Origin of the sequence: Streptomyces sp. NPDC004126, from assembly GCF_050275515.1 — a bacterium.
Taxonomy (GTDB): Bacteria; Actinomycetota; Actinomycetes; order Streptomycetales; family Streptomycetaceae; genus Streptomyces.
Genome location: NZ_JBNNPF010000032.1, coordinates 17,945 through 36,729, shown reverse-complemented (window position 1 = coordinate 36,729; position 18,785 = coordinate 17,945). Strand labels below are relative to the sequence as shown.

General features: G+C 72.7%; 12 protein-coding genes. 7 read left to right on the top strand and 5 right to left on the bottom strand.

Annotated elements, in window-relative coordinates; translation table 11 throughout:
- Positions 1-324 precede the first annotated feature (324 nt).
- The 3 genes from ACQKM2_RS26775 to ACQKM2_RS26765 all read left to right on the top strand — a co-directional run bounded on the left by ACQKM2_RS26775 (position 325) and on the right by ACQKM2_RS26765 (position 4,762).
- The gene (locus tag ACQKM2_RS26775; protein ID WP_427714145.1) at positions 325-2,445 is read left to right on the top strand and encodes a DNA gyrase/topoisomerase IV subunit B; all 2,121 of its coding nucleotides are present in this window, start codon (positions 325-327) and stop codon (positions 2,443-2,445) included.
- A 185-nt stretch (positions 2,446-2,630) separates the two neighbouring features.
- Positions 2,631-3,173, top strand: coding sequence for a DUF485 domain-containing protein (locus ACQKM2_RS26770; RefSeq protein ID WP_427714142.1), 543 nt, complete (start codon positions 2,631-2,633; stop codon positions 3,171-3,173).
- On the top strand, positions 3,170-4,762 hold the full coding sequence (locus tag ACQKM2_RS26765; protein WP_427714140.1) for a solute symporter family protein: 1,593 nt from the start codon (positions 3,170-3,172) through the stop codon (positions 4,760-4,762). Before ACQKM2_RS26770 ends, ACQKM2_RS26765 begins: the two co-directional genes overlap by 4 nt.
- A 19-nt stretch (positions 4,763-4,781) precedes the next feature.
- Here ACQKM2_RS26765 and ACQKM2_RS26760 read toward each other — a convergent pair whose 3' ends face one another.
- From ACQKM2_RS26760 to ACQKM2_RS26750, 3 genes are all read right to left on the bottom strand, one after another.
- Positions 4,782-5,441, bottom strand: a complete 660-nt coding sequence (locus ACQKM2_RS26760) for a DUF7342 family protein (protein WP_427714248.1) — start codon at positions 5,439-5,441, stop codon at positions 4,782-4,784.
- A 38-nt stretch (positions 5,442-5,479) separates the two neighbouring features.
- The gene (locus ACQKM2_RS26755; protein ID WP_427714137.1) at positions 5,480-7,096 is read right to left on the bottom strand and encodes an ATP-binding protein; all 1,617 of its coding nucleotides are present in this window, start codon (positions 7,094-7,096) and stop codon (positions 5,480-5,482) included.
- Between the two features lie 141 nt (positions 7,097-7,237).
- On the bottom strand, positions 7,238-8,464 hold the full coding sequence (locus ACQKM2_RS26750; protein WP_427714134.1) for a citrate synthase: 1,227 nt from the start codon (positions 8,462-8,464) through the stop codon (positions 7,238-7,240).
- A gap of 70 nt (positions 8,465-8,534) precedes the next feature.
- Between ACQKM2_RS26750 and ACQKM2_RS26745 the strand changes: the two genes are divergently transcribed.
- The 4 genes from ACQKM2_RS26745 (at position 8,535) to ACQKM2_RS26730 (ending at position 13,849) form a co-directional block, all read left to right on the top strand.
- Complete coding sequence (locus ACQKM2_RS26745; RefSeq protein ID WP_427714131.1) at positions 8,535-9,686, top strand: citrate synthase; 1,152 nt, start codon at positions 8,535-8,537, stop codon at positions 9,684-9,686.
- Between the two features lie 14 nt (positions 9,687-9,700).
- A complete protein-coding gene (locus tag ACQKM2_RS26740; RefSeq protein WP_427714129.1) occupies positions 9,701-10,843 on the top strand; it encodes a CobW family GTP-binding protein in 1,143 nt (380 codons plus the stop codon).
- A gap of 233 nt (positions 10,844-11,076) precedes the next feature.
- Positions 11,077-11,910, top strand: a complete 834-nt coding sequence (locus ACQKM2_RS26735; RefSeq protein WP_427714127.1) for a class II glutamine amidotransferase — start codon at positions 11,077-11,079, stop codon at positions 11,908-11,910.
- A gap of 76 nt (positions 11,911-11,986) precedes the next feature.
- The gene (locus ACQKM2_RS26730; RefSeq protein ID WP_427714124.1) at positions 11,987-13,849 is read left to right on the top strand and encodes a glycoside hydrolase family 15 protein; all 1,863 of its coding nucleotides are present in this window, start codon (positions 11,987-11,989) and stop codon (positions 13,847-13,849) included.
- Here ACQKM2_RS26730 and ACQKM2_RS26725 read toward each other — a convergent pair.
- Together ACQKM2_RS26725 and ACQKM2_RS26720 are read right to left on the bottom strand one after the other, a co-directional pair.
- On the bottom strand, positions 13,846-15,999 hold the full coding sequence (locus ACQKM2_RS26725; protein ID WP_427714122.1) for a restriction endonuclease: 2,154 nt from the start codon (positions 15,997-15,999) through the stop codon (positions 13,846-13,848). The two genes, ACQKM2_RS26730 and ACQKM2_RS26725, sit on opposite strands and share 4 nt — an antisense overlap.
- Positions 16,000-16,115: 116 nt before the next feature.
- On the bottom strand, positions 16,116-18,572 hold the full coding sequence (locus ACQKM2_RS26720) for a DNA gyrase/topoisomerase IV subunit A (protein WP_427714119.1): 2,457 nt from the start codon (positions 18,570-18,572) through the stop codon (positions 16,116-16,118).
- Positions 18,573-18,785 lie beyond the last annotated feature (213 nt).

Genomic DNA, 18,785 nt, shown 5'->3' with positions numbered 1-18,785 from the left:
TGGCGGCGAAGGAGCCGTATTGCGTTGCTTTACGGTTTCGCGTTGTCAGTCGTTCGCTTGTAGCAGTTCTCGTCCTCCCCGGCTGAGTGCCGGATGTTGATGAGGACGTGCCCGAACCCTAAATGGTTCATGCGTCGAAGGGAACGTGATGTTTGCTTCACCCCCACGGGGGATCGAACATCCGTGCGGATCTGCACTAGGCTGTGGAACCCACGAGGGTGGCGTTGCATCGGCTCTACCAGGCCTCGGTACCCTTCGACCGGCGACCCAGCCACCCCTGCGCCCGACCGGGCCAGAAAAGAAATTCAGCGAGGAGCGAACTGCGTGACCGCCGACACGTCCGTGCCTTCCAGCGCGCTGCTGTCCGGAGCAGACCGGGACGGTTCCAACTACACCGCGCGGCACCTGCTCGTCCTCGAAGGCCTTGAGGCCGTCCGCAAGCGCCCCGGCATGTATATCGGCTCCACCGACAGCCGAGGCCTGATGCACTGCCTCTGGGAGATCATCGACAATTCCGTCGACGAGGCCCTGGGCGGCTACTGCGACCACATCGAGGTGATCCTCCACGACGACGCCTCGGTCGAGGTCCGCGACAACGGCCGCGGCATCCCGGTCGACGTCGAGCCCAAGACCGGCCTGTCCGGCGTCGAGGTCGTCATGACCAAGCTGCACGCCGGCGGCAAGTTCGGCGGCGGCTCCTACGCGGCCTCCGGCGGCCTGCACGGCGTCGGCGCCTCCGTGGTCAACGCCCTCTCCGCCCGCCTGGACGTCGAGGTGGACCGGAACAGCGCCACGCACGCCATCAGCTTCCGCCGCGGCGTCCCCGGCCTCTTCACCGAGCAGGGCCCCGAGAGCCCCTTCGACCCGGCGAACGGCCTGCGCAAGGCCAAGCGCGTCGCCAAGGGCAAGACGGGCACCCGGATCCGCTACTGGGCCGACCGCCAGATCTTCCTCAAGGACGCCCGGCTCTCCCTGGAGAACCTCTACCAGCGCGCCCGCCAGACCGCCTTCCTCGTCCCCGGCCTGACCATCGTCGTCCGCGACGAGCGCGGCATCGACGGCGCCGGCAAGACCGAGGAGACCTTCCGCTTCGACGGCGGCATCAGCGAGTTCTGCGAGTACCTCGCGCAGGACAAGGCCGTCTGCGACGTGCTGCGCCTGACCGGCACCGGCACCTTCAAGGAGACCGTCCCGGTCCTCGACGACCGCGGCCACATGACCCCCACCGAGGTCACCCGCGAGCTCGGAGTGGACATCGCCCTGCGCTGGGGCACGGGGTACGAGACCGGCGTCAAGTCCTTCGTGAACATCATCGCCACCCCCAAGGGCGGCACCCACGTCTCCGGATTCGAGCGCTCGGTCACCAAGACCGTGAACGAGGTGCTGCGCTCCGCGAAGCTTCTGCGCGTTGCCGAGGACGACGTCGTCAAGGACGACGCCATGGAGGGCATGACGGCGGTCGTGACCGTCCGCCTCGCCGAGCCGCAGTTCGAGGGGCAGACCAAGGAGGTGCTCGGCACCTCCGCGGCCACCAGGATCGTGGCCGCGGTCGTCGCCAAGGAGCTCAAGGCCTTCCTGACCTCCACCAAGCGCGACGACAAGCAGCAGGCGCGCGCCGTGATGGAGAAGATCGTCGCGGCCGCCCGGACCAGGATCGCGGCCCGCCAGCACAAGGAGGCGCAGCGCCGCAAGACCGCGCTGGAGTCCTCCTCGCTGCCGGCCAAGCTGGCCGACTGCCGCAGCGACGACGTGGACCGCAGCGAGCTCTTCATCGTCGAGGGGGACTCCGCCCTCGGTACGGCCAAGCTCGCGCGGAACTCCGAATTCCAGGCGCTGCTGCCGATCCGGGGCAAGATCCTCAACGTCCAGAAGTCCTCGGTCTCGGACATGCTCAAGAACGCCGAGTGCGGTGCGATCATCCAGGTCATAGGAGCCGGCTCCGGCCGCACCTTCGACATCGACGCCGCCCGCTACGGGAAGATCGTGCTCCTCGTCGACGCCGACGTCGACGGCGCGCACATCCGCTGCCTGCTGCTCACGCTCTTCCAGCGGTACATGCGCCCGATGGTCGAGGCGGGCCGGGTCTTCGCGGCCGTGCCGCCGCTGCACCGGATCGAGCTGGTCCAGCCCAAGAAGGGCCAGGACAAGTACGTCTACACGTATTCGGACAACGAGCTGCGCCAGACCCTTCTGGAGTACCAGCGCAAGAACATCCGGTACAAGGACGCCATCCAGCGCTACAAGGGCCTCGGCGAGATGGACGCGGACCAGCTGGCGGAGACCACCATGGACCCCCGCCACCGCACCCTGCGGCGGATCAACATCGGCGACCTCGACTCCGCCGAGCAGGTCTTCGACCTGCTCATGGGCAACGAGGTGGCTCCGCGCAAGGAGTTCATCACCGGCTCCGCGGCGACCCTCGACCGCTCGCGCATCGACGCCTGACCCCTCCGCGGTACCGGCCGGCCACGGCCGGTACCGCGGATGCGGAAACGGCGTTCCGGCACACCGGTGCCGCTCGCTCCATCACCTGAAGGGGTGAAGAGCACCGGTACATCAGTCCGGAAACCGACCATCCGGCACATCCTTGTGGGCACGCGGCCAATGCGGCGGCGGACAAGGAGAGTTCGGTGGACAAGCACGAAGGTCGTGATGCCGGAACGATCCGGCTGGACGACCCCTGGTACGACGCACTGGCCGTGGGCTGGGGCGAGGGCGCCGACACGGTCCCGGCCCAGGCAGCCCCGGTCCCCGGAGGCCGGGCAGCGCCCGGCGCGTCCGAGATCTACCTCGAAGTGCAGCGCAGCGCCGCCTTCCAGGAGGTCCGCGGCCGCTACCGAAGGTTCGTCGTCCCCGCGACCGCCGGCTTCTTGCTCTGGTACGTCGCCTACGTGGCCGCCGCAACCGCGGCACCCGGGTTCATGGCCCGGCCCGTGGCCGGCGCGGTCAACGTGGCCCTGCTGGCCGGCCTCGGCCAGTTCCTCAGCACCTTCCTGCTGACCTGGGCGTACGCCCGGCACGCGCGGCTGCGCCGGGACCGGGCCGCCCTCGACCTGCGCTGGACGGTCTTCGAGCAGGAGCGCGTGCAGGAGCGCGCACAGGACCGGGCGGCCGCGCGCGAGCAGGAGTACGGCCGACAGCGGCCGAGGACGGTCCGGGGGGAGGGGGCGTGACCACCGAACACCAGGCCCTCGCGCTGATCCTCTTCAGCGCCTTCATCGCGGTCACCCTCGGCATCACGACCTGGGTCAGCCGCAACCGGCACGGCTCGGCCGAGGAGTTCTACGCGGGCGGGCGGCTCTTCTCCCCCATGGAGAACGGTTTCGCCATCGCCGGCGACTACATGTCCGCCGCCTCCTTCCTGGGGATCTCAGGGCTGATCGCCCTCTTCGGCTACGACGGGCTGCTCTACTCCGTCGGCTTCCTCGTCGCCTGGCTGGTGGTCCTCTTCCTGGTCGCGGAACTCGTGCGCAACTGCGGGCGGTTCACCCTCGCCGACGTGGTGGCCGCCCGGATGAGCGAGCGCCCCGTCCGGATCGCCGCGGGCACCTCTTCGGTGGTCGTCTCCGTGCTCTACCTGGTGGCGCAGATGGTCGGGGCGGGCAGCCTGGTGGGCCTGCTGCTCTCGGACTCGGGCCCCGCCGCCCGGACCCTGACCGTGATCGGGGTCGGGGCGCTGATGGTGGTCTACGTGACCTTCGGCGGGATGAGGGCCACCACCTGGATCCAGATCGTCAAGGCGGTGCTGCTGATGGGCGGGGCCGTCGCCCTGACCGTGCTCGTCCTGCTCCGCTTCCACGGGAACCTCGACCAGCTGCTCACCGGCGCCGCCGAGCGCAGCGGGCACGGGGCCCGCTTCCTGAGCCCCGGCCTCAAGTACGGCGGCGACTGGACCTCGCGGGTCGATTTCATGAGCCTCGGCCTCGCGCTGGTGCTGGGTACCGCGGGGCTGCCGCACATCCTGTCGCGGTTCTACACGGTGCCGACCGCGCGGGCCGCCCGCCGGTCGGTGGTGTGGGCGATCGCGCTGATCGGGGGCTTCTACCTGATGACCGTCGTCCTCGGGTTCGGGGCGGCCGCGCTGGTCGGGCCCGACGAGGTGCGGGCCTCGAACGCCTCCGGGAACACGGCCGTACCGCTGCTGGCGGCCTTCCTGGGAGGGGGTGCCGAGTCCACCGGGGGCGCGGTGCTGTTCGCGATCGTGGCCGCCATCGCCTTCGCGACCATCCTCGCGGTGGTCGCCGGGATCACCCTGGCCTCGTCGGCCTCCGTCGCGCACGACCTGTACGCCTCCCTCAGGCGCCGCCATGCCCGGCAGCGCAGCGAGGTGGCCGTGGCGCGGCTCGCCGCCGTCGGCATCGGGGCGGTGGCCATCGCCCTCGGGCTGCTCGCGCAGGACCTGAACGTGGCCTTCCTGGTGGGACTGGCCTTCGCCGTGGCCGCCTCGGCGAACCTGCCGGTGCTGCTGTACTCGCTGTTCTGGCGGGGCTTCACCACGCGGGGCGCGGTCTGGTCGGTGTACGGGGGGCTGGTCCCGGCAGTGCTGCTGGTGGTCCTCTCGCCCGTCGTCTCCGGGAGCCCCGAATCGCTCTTCCCGGGAGTGGACTTCCAGTACTTCCCGCTCCAGAACCCGGGCATCGTCTCGATCCCGCTCGGCTTCCTCGCGGGCTGGCTGGGCACCGTGACCTCCGCGGAGGAGGCGGACGAGCGCAAGCACGCCGAGACGGAGGTCCGGTCGCTGACCGGGGCCGGCGCCGTGTGAGGCGGTCCGCGGGGCCCGGCTAGGTCGGGGTGTCCGACGGGCGCCAGGCGTAGCGGTGTTCGGGGCGGCCGGTCTCGCCGTAGCGCAGGGCCAGGGTGACGCGGCCGGCCCGGTCCAGGAGCTTCAGGTAGCGCTGGGCGGTCTGCCGGCTGATGCCGGCGCGGTCGGCGATCTGCTGGGTGGACAGGGGGCCTTCGGCGGCGCGCAGGACCTGGCGGACCAGCTCCGCGGTGGTGGGGGAGTGCCCCTTGGGCAGCTCGTTCGGGGTGCCGGCCGCGGCGAGGGCGCCGAAGATCCGGTCTACCTCGGCCTGTTCGGCCTCGCCGCCGCCGGAGAGGGAGCGGCGCAGGGAGGCGTAGGCCTCCAGCTTGGTGCGCAACCCGGCGAAGGTGAACGGCTTGACCAGGTACTGGAGGGCGCCGAGCCGCATGGCCGCCTGGACGGTGGCCAGGTCCCGGGCGGCCGTGACCATGATCACGTCGGTGTGGTGACCGAGTTGGCGCAGGCGGCGTACCAGGTCGAGGCCGTTCTCGTCCGGGAGGTAGTGGTCGAGGAGGACCAGGTCCACCGGGCGGGCGGTGAGGAAGTCCAGGGCCTCGGCCGCCGAATGGACCTCGCCGCAGACCCGGAAACCGGGAACCTTCGCCACGTACGCCGCGTTGATCCTGGCAACACGCATGTCGTCGTCGACGACCAATACGTGGATCGGGGTCTCGTTCACCGCAGGGCCTCCGGGAGCACGACGGAGAATTCCGCCCCTCCGTCCTCTGCCGACCCGGCCCGGGCGCTGCCGCCCTGCCGCTCCGCGAGGCGGCGTACGAGGGCCAGCCCCAGCCCGCGCTCGCGGTGGGCCTCGGGCTTCTTGGTCGACCAGCCCTCGGTGAAGATCTCCTCGTGCCGGCCGGCGGGGATCCCCGGGCCGCTGTCGCGCACCCGCAGCACCGCCGTGCGTCCCTGCGCGCGGATGTCGACCTCGACCAGGGGTGCGGCCGAGCCGGCCGCCGCGTCCAGGGCGTTGTCGACGAGGTTGCCGAGGATCGTGACGAGGCCGCCCGGGTCCACCAGGCGGTCGGGCAGGAGTGCGTCCGGGGCGAGGCGCAGGGCGACGCCGCGCTCGGCGGCGACGGTCGCCTTGCCCACGAGCAGGGCCGCGAGCAGGGGGTCGTGGACCTTCTCGGTGACCTGTTCGGCGGTGGTGCGGTGGACTCCGACGACCTCGTTGACGAAGTCGACGGCTTCCTCGTGCAGGCCCAGTTCGAGGAGGCCGAGGAGGGTGTGGAGGCGGTTCGCGTGCTCGTGGTCCTGGGCGCGCAGGGCGTCGATCAGGCCCTTGGTGGAGTCCAGCTCGCGGCCCAGGCGCTCCACCTCGGTGCGGTCGCGCAGGGTGGCGACGGCTCCGCCGTCGGCGGTCGGCATCCGGTTGGCCACCAGGACCCGGGGGCCCTGGACGGTGAGCAGGTCCCGGCCGGTGACCCGCCCGGTCAGGACGTCGCTGGTGCGGCCCGTGCCGAGGACCTCGTCCAGGGGCCGGCCGGCGAGGGTGGCGGCGCTGTCCGGGGGGAGGCCCAGCAGCCGGGCGGCCTCGTCGTTGACGAGCCGTACCCGGTCGTCCGGGTCGAGGGCGATCACGCCCTCGCGGATGGAGTGCAGCATGGCCTCGCGCTCCGCGAGGAGCCCCGCGATGTCGGAGAAGGCCAGGTCGCGGGTCTGCCGCTGGATCCGGCGGGAGAGCAGGTAGGCGGCCAGCGCACCGGCCGCCAGGGCGCCGCCCGCGTAGGCGAGGAGTCCGGGGATGGCGCCGAGCAGCCGGTCGCGGACGCTGTCGTAGGCGATGCCGACCGAGACGGCGCCGACGACCTCCCCGTCGGCGGCGACCAGGGGGACCTTGCCGCGGGCGGAGCGGCCGAGGGTGCCCTCGTCGATCTCCATCACCTCGTGGCCGGCGAGCGCGTCGCTCGGGTCGGTGGAGACGGGCCGTCCGATCCGGTCGGGGGTGGGGTGGGAGCGGCGGATGCCGTGGAGGTCGAGGACCACCACGTACTCGGCGCCCGTCGCCCTGCGGATCCGTTCGGCCGCGGACTGGACGGGGCTGTCCGCCGTCGGCTGCGACCGGAGCAGGTCGGCGGCCAGTGACGGGTCCGCGGCCGTGCTCTGGGCGATGGCCAGGGCCCGCCGCATCGCCTGGTCGTCCAGCTGGCCGCTCAGGGGGGCCAGGAAGAGCCCGGTCGCCAGGACGGCGACCCCGGCCGCGATGGCCAGCTGGGTCAGCAGGATCTGCGAGACGGCCCGTCGGGGCAGCCCGAGGCGCCGAGCGCCCGTGGGGAGGAACCGCATGACTAGCACCGTAGGTCGGCGGGAGCGGAAGCGGAATTTCCCCCGTCTATGAGAAGCCCCACCCGGAGGGGCCCCACCCGGGCCGTTGCCGGCCGGTCGGAGCGGTCGGGGCGGTCCCGGGCGGGGTGCGGCGGGTGCCGGTCAGGGCAGCGGGCGGGGCGGGCGGGTGCCGGTGTAGTGGCCGCTGGGGCGCATGCGCAGGGGGCGCTCCTGGTACTCCTCCAGCGCGTGCGCGATCCAGCCCGCCGTCCGGGCGACGGCGAAGACCGTCTCGCCGGCCTCGGCGGTCATCCCGCAGGACACCGTCAGCACGGCCAGCGCCAGGTCCACGTTGGGGTGCAGGCCGTGCCGGGCCGTCACCGCCGCCACGTCCCGGGCCGCGCCGAGCGCCGGGGCGGCCCCCGGGAGCCCCTCCAGGTGGTCGAACAGGGCCCGCGCCCTCGGGTCCTCGCCCCGGTACAGCCGGTGGCCGAGCCCGGGCACCCGGCGTCCCGCGCGCAGGTGCTCCGCCACCACGGGCGCGGCGCCGCCCCGCTCCAGGACCTCCGCCAGCATCCGGTGCGCGAGCCGCCCGGCCGCCCCGTGCAGGGGGCCCTCCAGGGCGCCGAGCCCGGCCGAGACGACCGCGTACGGATGGGCCCGCGCCGAGGCGGCCACCCGTACCGCGAGGGTGGAGGCGGCCAGGTCGTGGTCGACCAGCAGGGCCAGCGCCAGGTCCAGGGCGTCGACGGCGACCGGGTCCGGCTCGTGTCGGGTCAGCCGGGGCCACAGTGCCCGGGCGAGCCGCCCGTCGCCCTCCGGTGCCGGGGCCGCCTCCGCCCCGGGCAGGGCGCCGACCAGCGTCGGGATCAGGCAGCGCGCGGAGCCGAGTACCGCTTCCTCGGACAGGTCGAAGCGCAGCGGGTCCACCACCGCCGCGGCGGCGACCGCGACCCGGAGCCGGTCGAGGGGCCCGCTGTGCTCGGGCAGTGCGGCCACCGCCCGCCGTGCGGCGGCGAGCGCCTCCGGGGGAGCGGTGAACCGGGCCCCGTGCGGCAGGGTCCCCGTCCAGAGCCACTCGGCGACCTCCTCGTAGGGGTACCGCGCGGCCAGCTCGACGGCGTCGACACCGCGGAAGAAGTACCGGTCGGCCTCGATGAGGGTGAGCGCCGTGCGCACCGAGAGCTCCCCGGCGGGCGCCGCGGCCTCCCGCCGGCTGCGCCTGGCCAGGGCCTCCACCTCCCGCGCGTCGAAGGTGCTGCCCCGCCCGACCGCGTCGCGGCGGCTGCCGAGCTGGCCCCGGCTCACGTAGGCGTACACGGTCGCGGGCTTCACCCCGAGGATCTGCGCGGCCTCCCGGGTGGTGAGCCGCCTCTCGTCTTCGCTCATGACACACAGCCTACATATGTTGATTCAATCAATATTGACAGCGATCCAATCAAGGATGGATGGTCGATCCATGAACACCACCGTCGAAGTACCCCGCGGTCTCGCGGGAGTCGTGGTCACCGAAACCCAGCTCGGTGACGTCCGGGGCCGCGAGGGCTTCTACCACTACCGCCAGTACTCGGCCGTCGAGCTCGCCGAGAGCCGCACCTTCGAGGACGTCTGGCACCTGATGTTCCGCGGCACGCTCCCCGCGGACGCCGCGGAGCGGGCCGCCTTCGCCGCCGAGACCGCCCCGCTGCGGCACCTGCCGGCCCAGGTCCGCGACGCGCTCCCCGCCCTCGCCGGCGCCACCGCCCTCTCCGGCCCCCTCGCGGGCCTGCGCACCGCGCTCTCGCTGCTCGGCGCCTGTTCCGGCTTCCGCCCGGTGTACGACCTCGACCCGGAGCGCCGGGCCGCCGACGCCCTCGCCGCCTGCGCCGCCGTACCCACCCTGCTCACCGCCCTGCACCGGCTCGGGCAGGGCCTGGAGCCGGTCGAACCGCGCGACGACCTGCCGTACGCGGCCAACTACCTGTGGATGCTCACCGGCGAGGAGCCCGACCCCGTCAAGGCCCGCGCCGTCGAGCGGTACCTGATCTCCACCGTCGACCACGGCTTCAACGCCTCCACCTTCACCGCCCGCGTCATCGCCTCCACCGGCGCCGACGTCGCCGCCTGCCTCACCGGGGCGATCGGCGCGCTCTCCGGCCCGCTGCACGGCGGGGCGCCCAGCCGGGCCCTGGACACCCTGGACGCCATCGGCACGGTGGACCGGATCGGGCCGTGGATCCGGGAGCGGGTCCTGGCCGGGGACCGGATCATGGGCTTCGGGCACCCCGTCTACCGCACCGAGGACCCGCGTTCGCGGATGCTGCGCGACATCGCCCGGCAGTTCGGCGGGCCGCTCGTGGACTTCGCCGTCGAGGTGGAACGGCAGGTGGAGGAGATCCTCGCCGAGCTGAAGCCGGGCCGGGAGCTGCACACCAACGTGGAGTTCTACGCGGGCGTGGTCATGGAGCTGTGCGGGCTGCCGCGCGAGATGTTCACCCCGACCTTCTGCGCGGCCCGGGTGGTGGGCTGGAGCGCGAACGTCCTGGAACAGGCCGCCGACTCGAAGATCATCCGGCCGGCCGCGCGCTACACCGGCCCCACCCCGCCGCAGCCCGTGCCCGCCGCGGGCTGACTACGATCGTCCGGGTGAACAGCGTCCAGCCCATTCCCGTCGTGGTCCTCGCCGGATTCCTCGGCTCCGGCAAGACCACGCTCCTCAACCACCTGCTCGGCAACCGGGGCGGCACCCGGATCGGGGTCGTCGTCAACGACTTCGGGTCGATCGAGATCGACGCGATGTCGGTGGCCGGACAGGTCGGCGACTCGATGGTCTCCCTCGGCGGAGGCTGCCTGTGCTGCGCCGTCGACGGCAGCGAGCTGGACGCGTACCTGGACAAGCTCGCCGCCCCCGTCCACAGGATCGACGTGATCGTCATCGAGGCCAGCGGGCTCGCCGAGCCCCAGGAGATGGTCAAGATGCTGATCGCCAACGAGAACCCGGCGATCCGCTACGGCGGCCTGGTCCAGGTCGTCGACGCGGCGGAGTTCGACCGGACGCGGGCCGCGCACCCGGAGACCGACCGCCACCTGTCCGTCGCCGACCTGGTGGTGCTCAACAAGACCGACCGCGTGGACCCGGCCGAACGCGCGCGCATCGAGGGGGAGATCGCCTCGCTCTGCGCCCCGGGGACGCCCCTGGTCGGCGCCGACCACGGGCGGATCGACCCGGAACTGCTCTTCGACCGCCGCCCCTGGACCGAGACGCGGGGGCAGCTGTCCTTCGAGGACCTGATCGCGGAGGCCGCCGATGCCGCCGACGCCGACTCCGACGCCGGTGACGACGGCCACGACGCGCACGCGGACCACGCCCACGCCCGCTACGAGAGCGTCGGGTTCACCTCCGACCAGGCCCTGTCCCCGCGCCGCTTCATCGACTTCCTCGACCGGCGCCCGGCCGGCCTCTACCGGATCAAGGGGTTCGTCTGGTTCGGCGTGCCCGGCCACCAGGAACGGTACGAGGTCCACGCGGTCGGCCGCTTCCTGCGCTTCACCCCCGGCCCCTGGGGCCGGGGCGAGCGCCGCCGCACGCAGCTCGTCCTGATCGGCTCCGGCACCGACGGGCCGGGCCTGCTGCGCGAGCTGGACGCCTGCCGGGAGGAGTCCCCCGGACAGGCGCCGCCCGAGAGCATGTGGGGGGTCCTGCGCTACGTCGCGGCGGCGGACCGGGGGGACGAGCCCGCGGCGGAGGACGGCACCCCGGCCCAGGAGGCCCAGGCCCGGGACGCATAGGGTCCCGCGGCCCGTGTGGCGCGCCCCGGAGAGCGAACCGAGAATGGACACTGCCGGACCAGGTCCACACGTTGTCGCCCGCACGATGCGCGGCGACCCCCGCCCGGGCTGCCCCAGCCCGGGCGGCAGCCACAGCGAACAGGTGACGCCCGAACTCGACGAGCGGCGTCACCCGAGCAGGCCGGGAAGCGCGGTTCCCTCCTGGCGTGCCGCAAGGACCCAGGTGATCGCACATGTGCCGATGGCTCGCCTATTCGGGGACACCCATGCTGCTCGACACCATCCTCTACAAACCCGCCCATTCCCTGATCGACCAGAGCCTGCACTCCAAGCTCGGCGTGGAGACCACGAACGGCGACGGGTTCGGTGTCGGCTGGTACTCGCCGGACGACCCCACTCCGGCGCTCCTCAGAGACGTCGGTCCGGCCTGGAACAACCGCAACCTGCGGGAGATGGCCGACCACGTCCGCGCCCCGCTGTTCTTCGCCCACATCCGCGCGTCGACGGGCACCGCGGTGCAGCAGTCCAACTGCCACCCGTTCCGGCACGGCCGCTGGATGTTCATGCACAACGGCGCGATCTCCGGCTTCCACCTGATGCGCCGCGACCTCACCCTGCTCGTCGACCCCGCGCTGTACGCCGACATCGAAGGGACGACCGACTCGGAGGTGATGTTCTACCTGGCCCTCACCTTCGGCCTGGAGCAGGACCCGCCGGCCGCCGTGGCCCGGATGGCGGGCACGGTGGAACGCGCCGGACGCGACCACGGAGTGGAGTTCCCGCTCCAGATGACGCTGGCCATCACCGACGGCGAGAGCGTCTGGGCCTTCCGCTACTCCAGCGCGCACGCGTCCCGGTCGCTGTTCTACAGCAGCCGGGTCGACGCACTGCGCAGGCTGCACCCCGACGTCGCGTTCCTGCAGGAGGTCTCCGACGAGACCCGGATGGTCGTGTCCGAACCCCTCGGCGATCTGCCCGGTGCGTGGCACGAGGTACCGGAGAGCACGTACGGCGTCGTCCAGCCCGGAGCCGACGCGATGTACCCGTTCGCCCCGGCCCCCGTATGACACGGTCTCCGGCCCGTCGGCCCGTCGGGGCGACGCCCTCCGGCCGGGCCGTGCCCAGAACCCTCGTGGAGGGCCGATGCGCCCCTACCCGCCGATCGCCGAACACGGTCTGATCGGGGACCTGCAGACCTGTGCCCTCGTCTCGTCCGAGGGAGTGCTCAACTGGTTCTGCTCACCACGCTTCGACTCACCCAGCGTCTTCGCGAGCCTGCTCGACCACGACCGCGGCGGCTACTTCGCCATCACGACCGACGCCGCCCGCCGACCACGCGGCGGACCGCCGGACAGCACCGGAGCCGTCACCCGCCAGCTCTACATGGCCGACACCGCGGTCCTCATCACCCGCTCCCTCACCCCCGAGGGCGTCGCCGAGGTCATCGACTTCATGCCCGTCCACGCGCCGCACACCGCCACCGACCGGCACCAGGTGGTGCGCGTCATGCGGGTGGTACGCGGGACCGTGCGCTTCGACCTGGAGTGCCGGCCGCGCTTCGACTACGGCCGGGCGCCCCACCGCCTCGCGTGCGACGGCGCCACCGCCCGCTTCGACGGACCGGGCATCACCGCGTACCTGCAGGCCCTGGGTCCCGTGGCCCTGGAGGCCGACGGGACGGACGTGCGGGCGACCGTGGTCCTGTCCCAGGGCGAACGGGCGGCCGTCCTGCTGACGGTCTGCGACGCGGACAGCGGGGCCCCACCCCCCGTGGGACCGGATGACATGGCGGCGGAGTTCGACGCCGTGCGCGAGTTCTGGCACGGCTGGATCGGACGCTGCACCTACCGCGGCCGCTGGCAGCAGATGGTCAACCGCTCCGCGATCACCCTCAAGCTGATGACGTACGCACCCACCGGGGCGCCGATCGCCGCCGCCACCATGGGCCTGCCCGAGCAGGAGGGGGGCGAGCGCAACTGGGACTACCGCTACACCTGGATCCGGGACGCCTCCCTCGCGCTGCGCGCCATGCGCGACCTCGGCTTCACCGAGGAGTCGCACGCCTTCCGGGCCTGGCTCATGCAGCGGCTGAGGGACGGCGGAGCACCGGGCGGCGAACCCCTGCAGATCATGTACCGGGTCGACGGGGACCCGTACCTGAGCGAGGAGGTCCTCGGCCACCTGGAGGGCTGGCGGGGCTCCGCACCCGTGCGCGCGGGCAACGGCGCGGCGGACCAGCTGCAGATGGACATCTACGGGGAGGCGGTCCACGGACTGTCCCCCAGCGGCCCGGCCGAAGACCTGGTGGGCTACGACGACTGGCAGCGCTGCGCCGCCCTGCTGGACTGGCTGTGCGAGCACTGGGACCGCCCCGACGAGGGCATCTGGGAGACCAGGGGCGGCCGCAAGGACTTCACCTACAGCCGGCTCATGTGCTGGGTCGCCCTCGACCGCGGCATCCGCCAGGCCACGGCCACCTCCCGCCCCGCCGACCTGACCCGCTGGAGGGCCGCGCGGGACTCGATCCTGGAGCAGGTCATGACCCGCGGCTGGAGCACGGAACGGCAGGCGTTCGTCCAGCAGTACGACAACACCGTCCTGGACGCCTCGCTGCTGCTCATGCCCCTGGTCGGCTTCATCACCCCCAAGGACCCGCGCTGGCTCTCCACCCTCGACGCCATGGCCGCCGAACTCGTCTCCGACAGCCTCGTCCACCGCTACGACCCGGCGGCCTCCCCGGACGGCCTCCGGGGCTCCGAGGGCACCTTCTCGCTGTGCACCTTCCTGTACGTGTACGCCCTCGCCAAGGCGGGCAGGCGGCACCAGGCCCGCTACGCCTTCGACAAGATGCTCACCTACGCCAACCACGTCGGGCTCTTCGCCGAGGAGATCGGCCTCACCGGCGAGCAGCTCGGAAACTTCCCCCAGGCCTTCACGCACCTGGCCCTCATCATCGCGGCCCTCGCCCTCGACGCCGAACTCGACCGCGACGGGGGCGCCGCCTAGGCCACCTCGACGCCGAAGTCGCCCAGCAGCGCCTCCAGGCCGCCCCGGTAGCCCTTGCCGCCGACGACGAACCTCCAGTCGCCGCCCGGGCGGCGGCGGAAGGAGCCCAGCACCAGGGCCGTCTCGCCCGCCCGGCCGTCGGAGACCTCCAACTGGTCGATCTCCGCGCCCGACGCGTCCAGCAGCCGGATCCGGGCGTCGGTGAACCCCGCCAGATCGGCGTCCGGGTTCACCTCGGGGTCCACCGCGGCGACCAGCACCAGACGGTCGGCATGCTGCGGGAGGTCGTCGAAGCCGACCTCGACGGCCGCCTTGTCCGGGGCGGAGTGCGGGCGCGAGCGCACCGAACCGTCCGGGGTGCTCGGGTTGTTGAAGAAGACGAAGTGGTCCTCGCTCAGCACCCGGCCGCCCTCGCAGACCAGTGCGCACACGTCCAGTGCGACCGCGCCCGACCAGGTCATGCCCAGCACGTTGCGGTCGTCGGGAACGGGAGGCAGGTCGACCAGGGTCGGCGTCCCGGCCGGACCGCCCGCCGGGCCCGGAGCCGGGCGGGCCGCCGCGGCCGCCGCTGCCCCGGAGGTCCGCTGGGCCGGCACGGGACCGCCGCCCAGCCGCCCCCGCAGCCCGTACCGGTGCAGCAGCTCCACCAGCTCGGCCCCGGGAACCAACTCCAGCGGCTTGCCGTTGGCAAAGGTGTACGACCCGGGCCCGAAGGACGCGGTGGTGACCAGCACCCCCTTGTTCGCCCCCTTGTCCTGGACCGTGCCGTACAGGTCCCGTACCGCCGTCGGCGGCACGGTGTTGCGGTAGCGCTTGACCTGCACCACGATCCGCCCGCCCCGGATCGGCGCCGGGTCCACTGCCTCGACGTCCACGCCGCCGTCACCCGACCGCTGCGTGGTCACCGCCTCCATGCCCATCGCCCGGAAGAGCTCCGCGACCAGGTTCTCGAAGGCGATCGGGTCCATCTGGAAGAGGTCGGGCTCGTCCTCGCCGTCCGCGACGTGCCCGCCGTGGCTGACGACGTCCCCGCCGACCTCGCCCGGCCGACGGCCCGCCCGGACGGCCGTCAGCTGGTCCGGGCGCGCCGACAACTGCCCCCGCAGCCCATCGACCAGGCAGTCCACCGCGCTCACCTGCTCCAGCCGCAGCCCGGAGAAGGCGCCGCGCGCCGCCTGCACGGTCGCCAGCACCAGCTGCGCCTCACGGCCCGTCACCGGATCGTGGTCGTCCACGAACCCGTTGACGACCACCGAGTCCAGGGCGCCGAACTCGTCCGCCGCGTACAGCTCGCGCAGCACCAGCAGCAGGCACTGGGCGAGCAGGTCCCGGTACAGCGCCCGGCGCTGCGTGGCCGGCCGCGCCGTCTCCCTGTCCTGGTCCGTGCTCGGCATGTACCGCACGGCCTTCACCTCCGGCACCACCTCGTACCGGGGCAGCTCCCAGTCCAGTACGAGCTGGCGCGCCGCGGGGTCGTACGCCGCCGCCACCTGCCGGGGCAGCTCCCCGGGCCAGGCCGTGGAGGCGTACAGGGCCGCCGAGAAGTACTCCACCACCGCGTCGGGCTCCCCGGCGCGCAGGGAGCCGGCCAGATCGGTCAGGCCGCTGTTGTGCCGGCGGATGCCGGCGAGCTGCTCCGCCGCCCACCGGTCGTACTGCTGCCGGTACGCCGCCAGCTGCCGCAGGCGCTCCTGCTCGGCGGCGTGCGCGGTCTGCCAGGCCCGGGTGTACCGGTCGTGGGCCTCCCGCTCCGCCCGGCCGCGCGAGCCGACGGCCCAGCCGCCGCCGTTCCGGTGGAACTGGGCCAGCTGCGGCATGGGCACCGGATGCCCGAGGCCGCCGGGGTCGAAGGGCTGGATCTGCTCGGACCGCACCAGGCCGGCCATCCGGAACGCGGGCGCCCGGCAGCCCGAGGCCAGCAGCCCCTGCAGGGCCGCCACCTGTGCGTCGAGCTGCTCGGTACGGCGCCGCGCCTCGGCCTCGCGGTGCTGCTTGTACGCGGCCTGCTGCTCGCGCCGGTCCCGGGCGGCCTCGCGCTGGTACGCCCGCTCCCGGCGCTCCGCCTCGCGCATCTGGATCAGCTGCGTCTGCTGCTGCTGTCGCTGGGCCTCGGCCCAGACGCCGATCATCCCGCTGGACCGACGACTCATCAGCTCTGCTCTCCCCCCACCCGCGTGTACCGGGAAAACAGTAGTCGGCGGGCGGGGCGGGTGGTCCGGGGAACGCATCCGTCCACCCGGTCCACCCGCCCCGCCCGCCCCCGCAGCTACAGCGCGGCGCCCGCCAGCGAGTCGACGGTGGCCGGCAGCGCGGCACCCGAACCGTCGCGCCGCGGGTCCGGGACCGGCAGCTCGGCCGGGGAGCCGTTCTTCGCGGCGGCGCGGACCGGGGCGTTGCCCGCCCAGGCCAGCGTCAGCACGTCCTCGCCCTTCAGGAACCGCTGGCAGCGCACGCCGCCGGTGGCCCGGCCCTTGCGCGGGTACTGGTCGAACGGCGTCAGCTTGCCGGAGCGCACCGAGTCGTCCAGCGTGCCCTGGGAGCCCGCCACCGTGAACACCAGGGCGTCCCGGGCCGGGTCCACCGCCGAGAAGTGGATCACCTTGGCGTTCTCGGAGAGCTTGATGCCCGCCATACCGCCCGCCGGGCGGCCCTGGGGGCGTACCTGGCCCGCCGGGTAGCGCAGCAGCTGGGCGTCGTCGGTGATGAAGACCAGGTCCTCCTCGCCCGTCCGCAGCTCGACCGCGCCGACGATCCGGTCGCCCTCCTTGAGGGTGATGACCTCCAGCTCGTCCTTGTTCGCCGGGTAGTCGGGCACGACCCGCTTGACCACGCCCTGCTCCGTGCCCAGGGCCAGGCCCTGCGAGGACTCGTCCAGGGAGAGCAGGCAGACCACCGTCTCGTCGGCCTCCAGTCCGGAGAGGAACTCCGAGACCGGGGCGCCGCCCGCCAGGTTCGGCGCGGCGGCCGTGTCCGGCAGCTGCGGCAGGTCGATCACCGCGAGCCGCAGCAGACGGCCGTACGAGGTGACGGCACCGACGTCCGCCCGGGCGGTCGCCGCGACCTGCGAGACGACCAGGTCGTGCCTCGCGCGGGCGCCGCCCTCCTCGACGGGGAGCGGGTCGGCGTTCGCGGTGCGCGCCAGCAGGCCCGTGGAGGACAGCAGCACCCGGCACGGGTCGTCGGCGACCTCCAGCGGGACGGCCGCCACCGAGGTGCCCGCCGACTCCAGCAGCACGGTGCGCCGCTCGGTGCCGAACTTCTTCGCCACCGACGCCAGTTCCGCGGAGACCAGCTTGCGCAGCGCCGAGTCCGACTCCAGGATCCCGGTCAGCTCGTCGATCTCGCCGGTCAGCCGGTCGCGCTCGGACTCCAGCTCGATCCGGTCGAAGCGGGTGAGGCGGCGCAGCGGGGTGTCCAGGATGTACTGGGTCTGGACCTCGCTCAGCGAGAAGCGCTCCATCAGGCGCTCCTTGGCCTGCGCGGAGTTGTCGCTGTCGCGGATGATCCGGATGACCTCGTCGATGTCGAGCAGGGCCACGAGCAGGCCCTCGACCAGGTGCAGCCGGTCGCGGCGCTTGCCCCGGCGGAACTCGCTGCGCCGGCGCACGACCTCGAAGCGGTGGTCGAGGTAGACCTCCAGCAGCTCCTTGAGGCCCATCGTCAGCGGCTGCCCGTCGACCAGCGCGACGTTGTTGATGCCGAAGGACTCCTCCATCGGCGTCAGCTTGTACAGCTGCTCCAGGACGGCCTCCGGGTGGAAGCCGTTCTTGATCTCGATGACCAGGCGCAGGCCGTGCGAGCGGTCCGTGAGGTCCTTGACGTCGGCGATGCCCTGGAGCCTCTTCGAGCCGACGAGGTCCTTGATCTTCGAGATGACCTTCTCGGGGCCCACCGTGAAGGGGAGTTCGGTGACGACGAGGCCCTTGCGGCGCGCGGTCACGTCCTCCACGGCCACGGTCGCGCGGATCTTGAAGGTGCCGCGGCCGCTCTCGTAGGCGTCCTTGATCCCGGACAGGCCGACGATCCGGCCGCCGGTCGGCAGGTCCGGACCCGGCACGAAGCGCATCAGCGCCTCCAGGTCCGCCTCCGGGTACCGGATCAGGTGGCGGGCGGCCGCGATGACCTCGCCCAGGTTGTGCGGGGGCATGTTGGTGGCCATGCCGACCGCGATGCCGGAGGCGCCGTTGACGAGGAGGTTCGGGTAGGCCGCCGGCAGGGCGACGGGCTCGCGCTCCTGGCCGTCGTAGTTCGCGGCGAAGTCGACGGTGTCCTCGTCGATCGACTCCGTCATCAGCGACGTCGCGTCGGCCATCTTGCACTCGGTGTAGCGCATCGCGGCCGGCGGGTCGTCGTTGCCGAGCGAGCCGAAGTTGCCGTGGCCGTCGACCAGCGGGAGCCGCATCGAGAAGGGCTGGGCCATGCGCACGAGGGCGTCGTAGATCGACTGGTCGCCGTGCGGGTGCAGCTTGCCCATGACCTCGCCGACGACGCGGGCGCACTTGACGTACCCCCGGTCGGGCCGCAGGCCCATCTCGTTCATCTGGTAGACGATGCGCCGGTGCACCGGCTTCAGGCCGTCGCGGGCGTCGGGCAGGGCGCGGGAGTAGATCACCGAGTACGCGTACTCGAGGAAGGAGCCCTGCATTTCGTCGACGACGTCGATGTCGAGGATCTTCTCCTCGAAATCCTCCGGCGGCGGGGTCTTCGTGCTGCGGCGGGCCATCGCTGCGCGGCTCCTTAACCAAGGTTCGGGGTGTACTGGGGGGATCTGGCGGGGTTGACGCGGACCATTGTGGCCCGAGGCACCGACAACGCGGACTCCGACCCCGGGGGTCCCCCGTACGGAGTCGCGGGGAGTGACCCGGGAACTTATCCGGCCGTCGGTGCGCTTGCATACAGTGGCAGGTCTGACAGAAATCTCTGCATCGCGATCGAA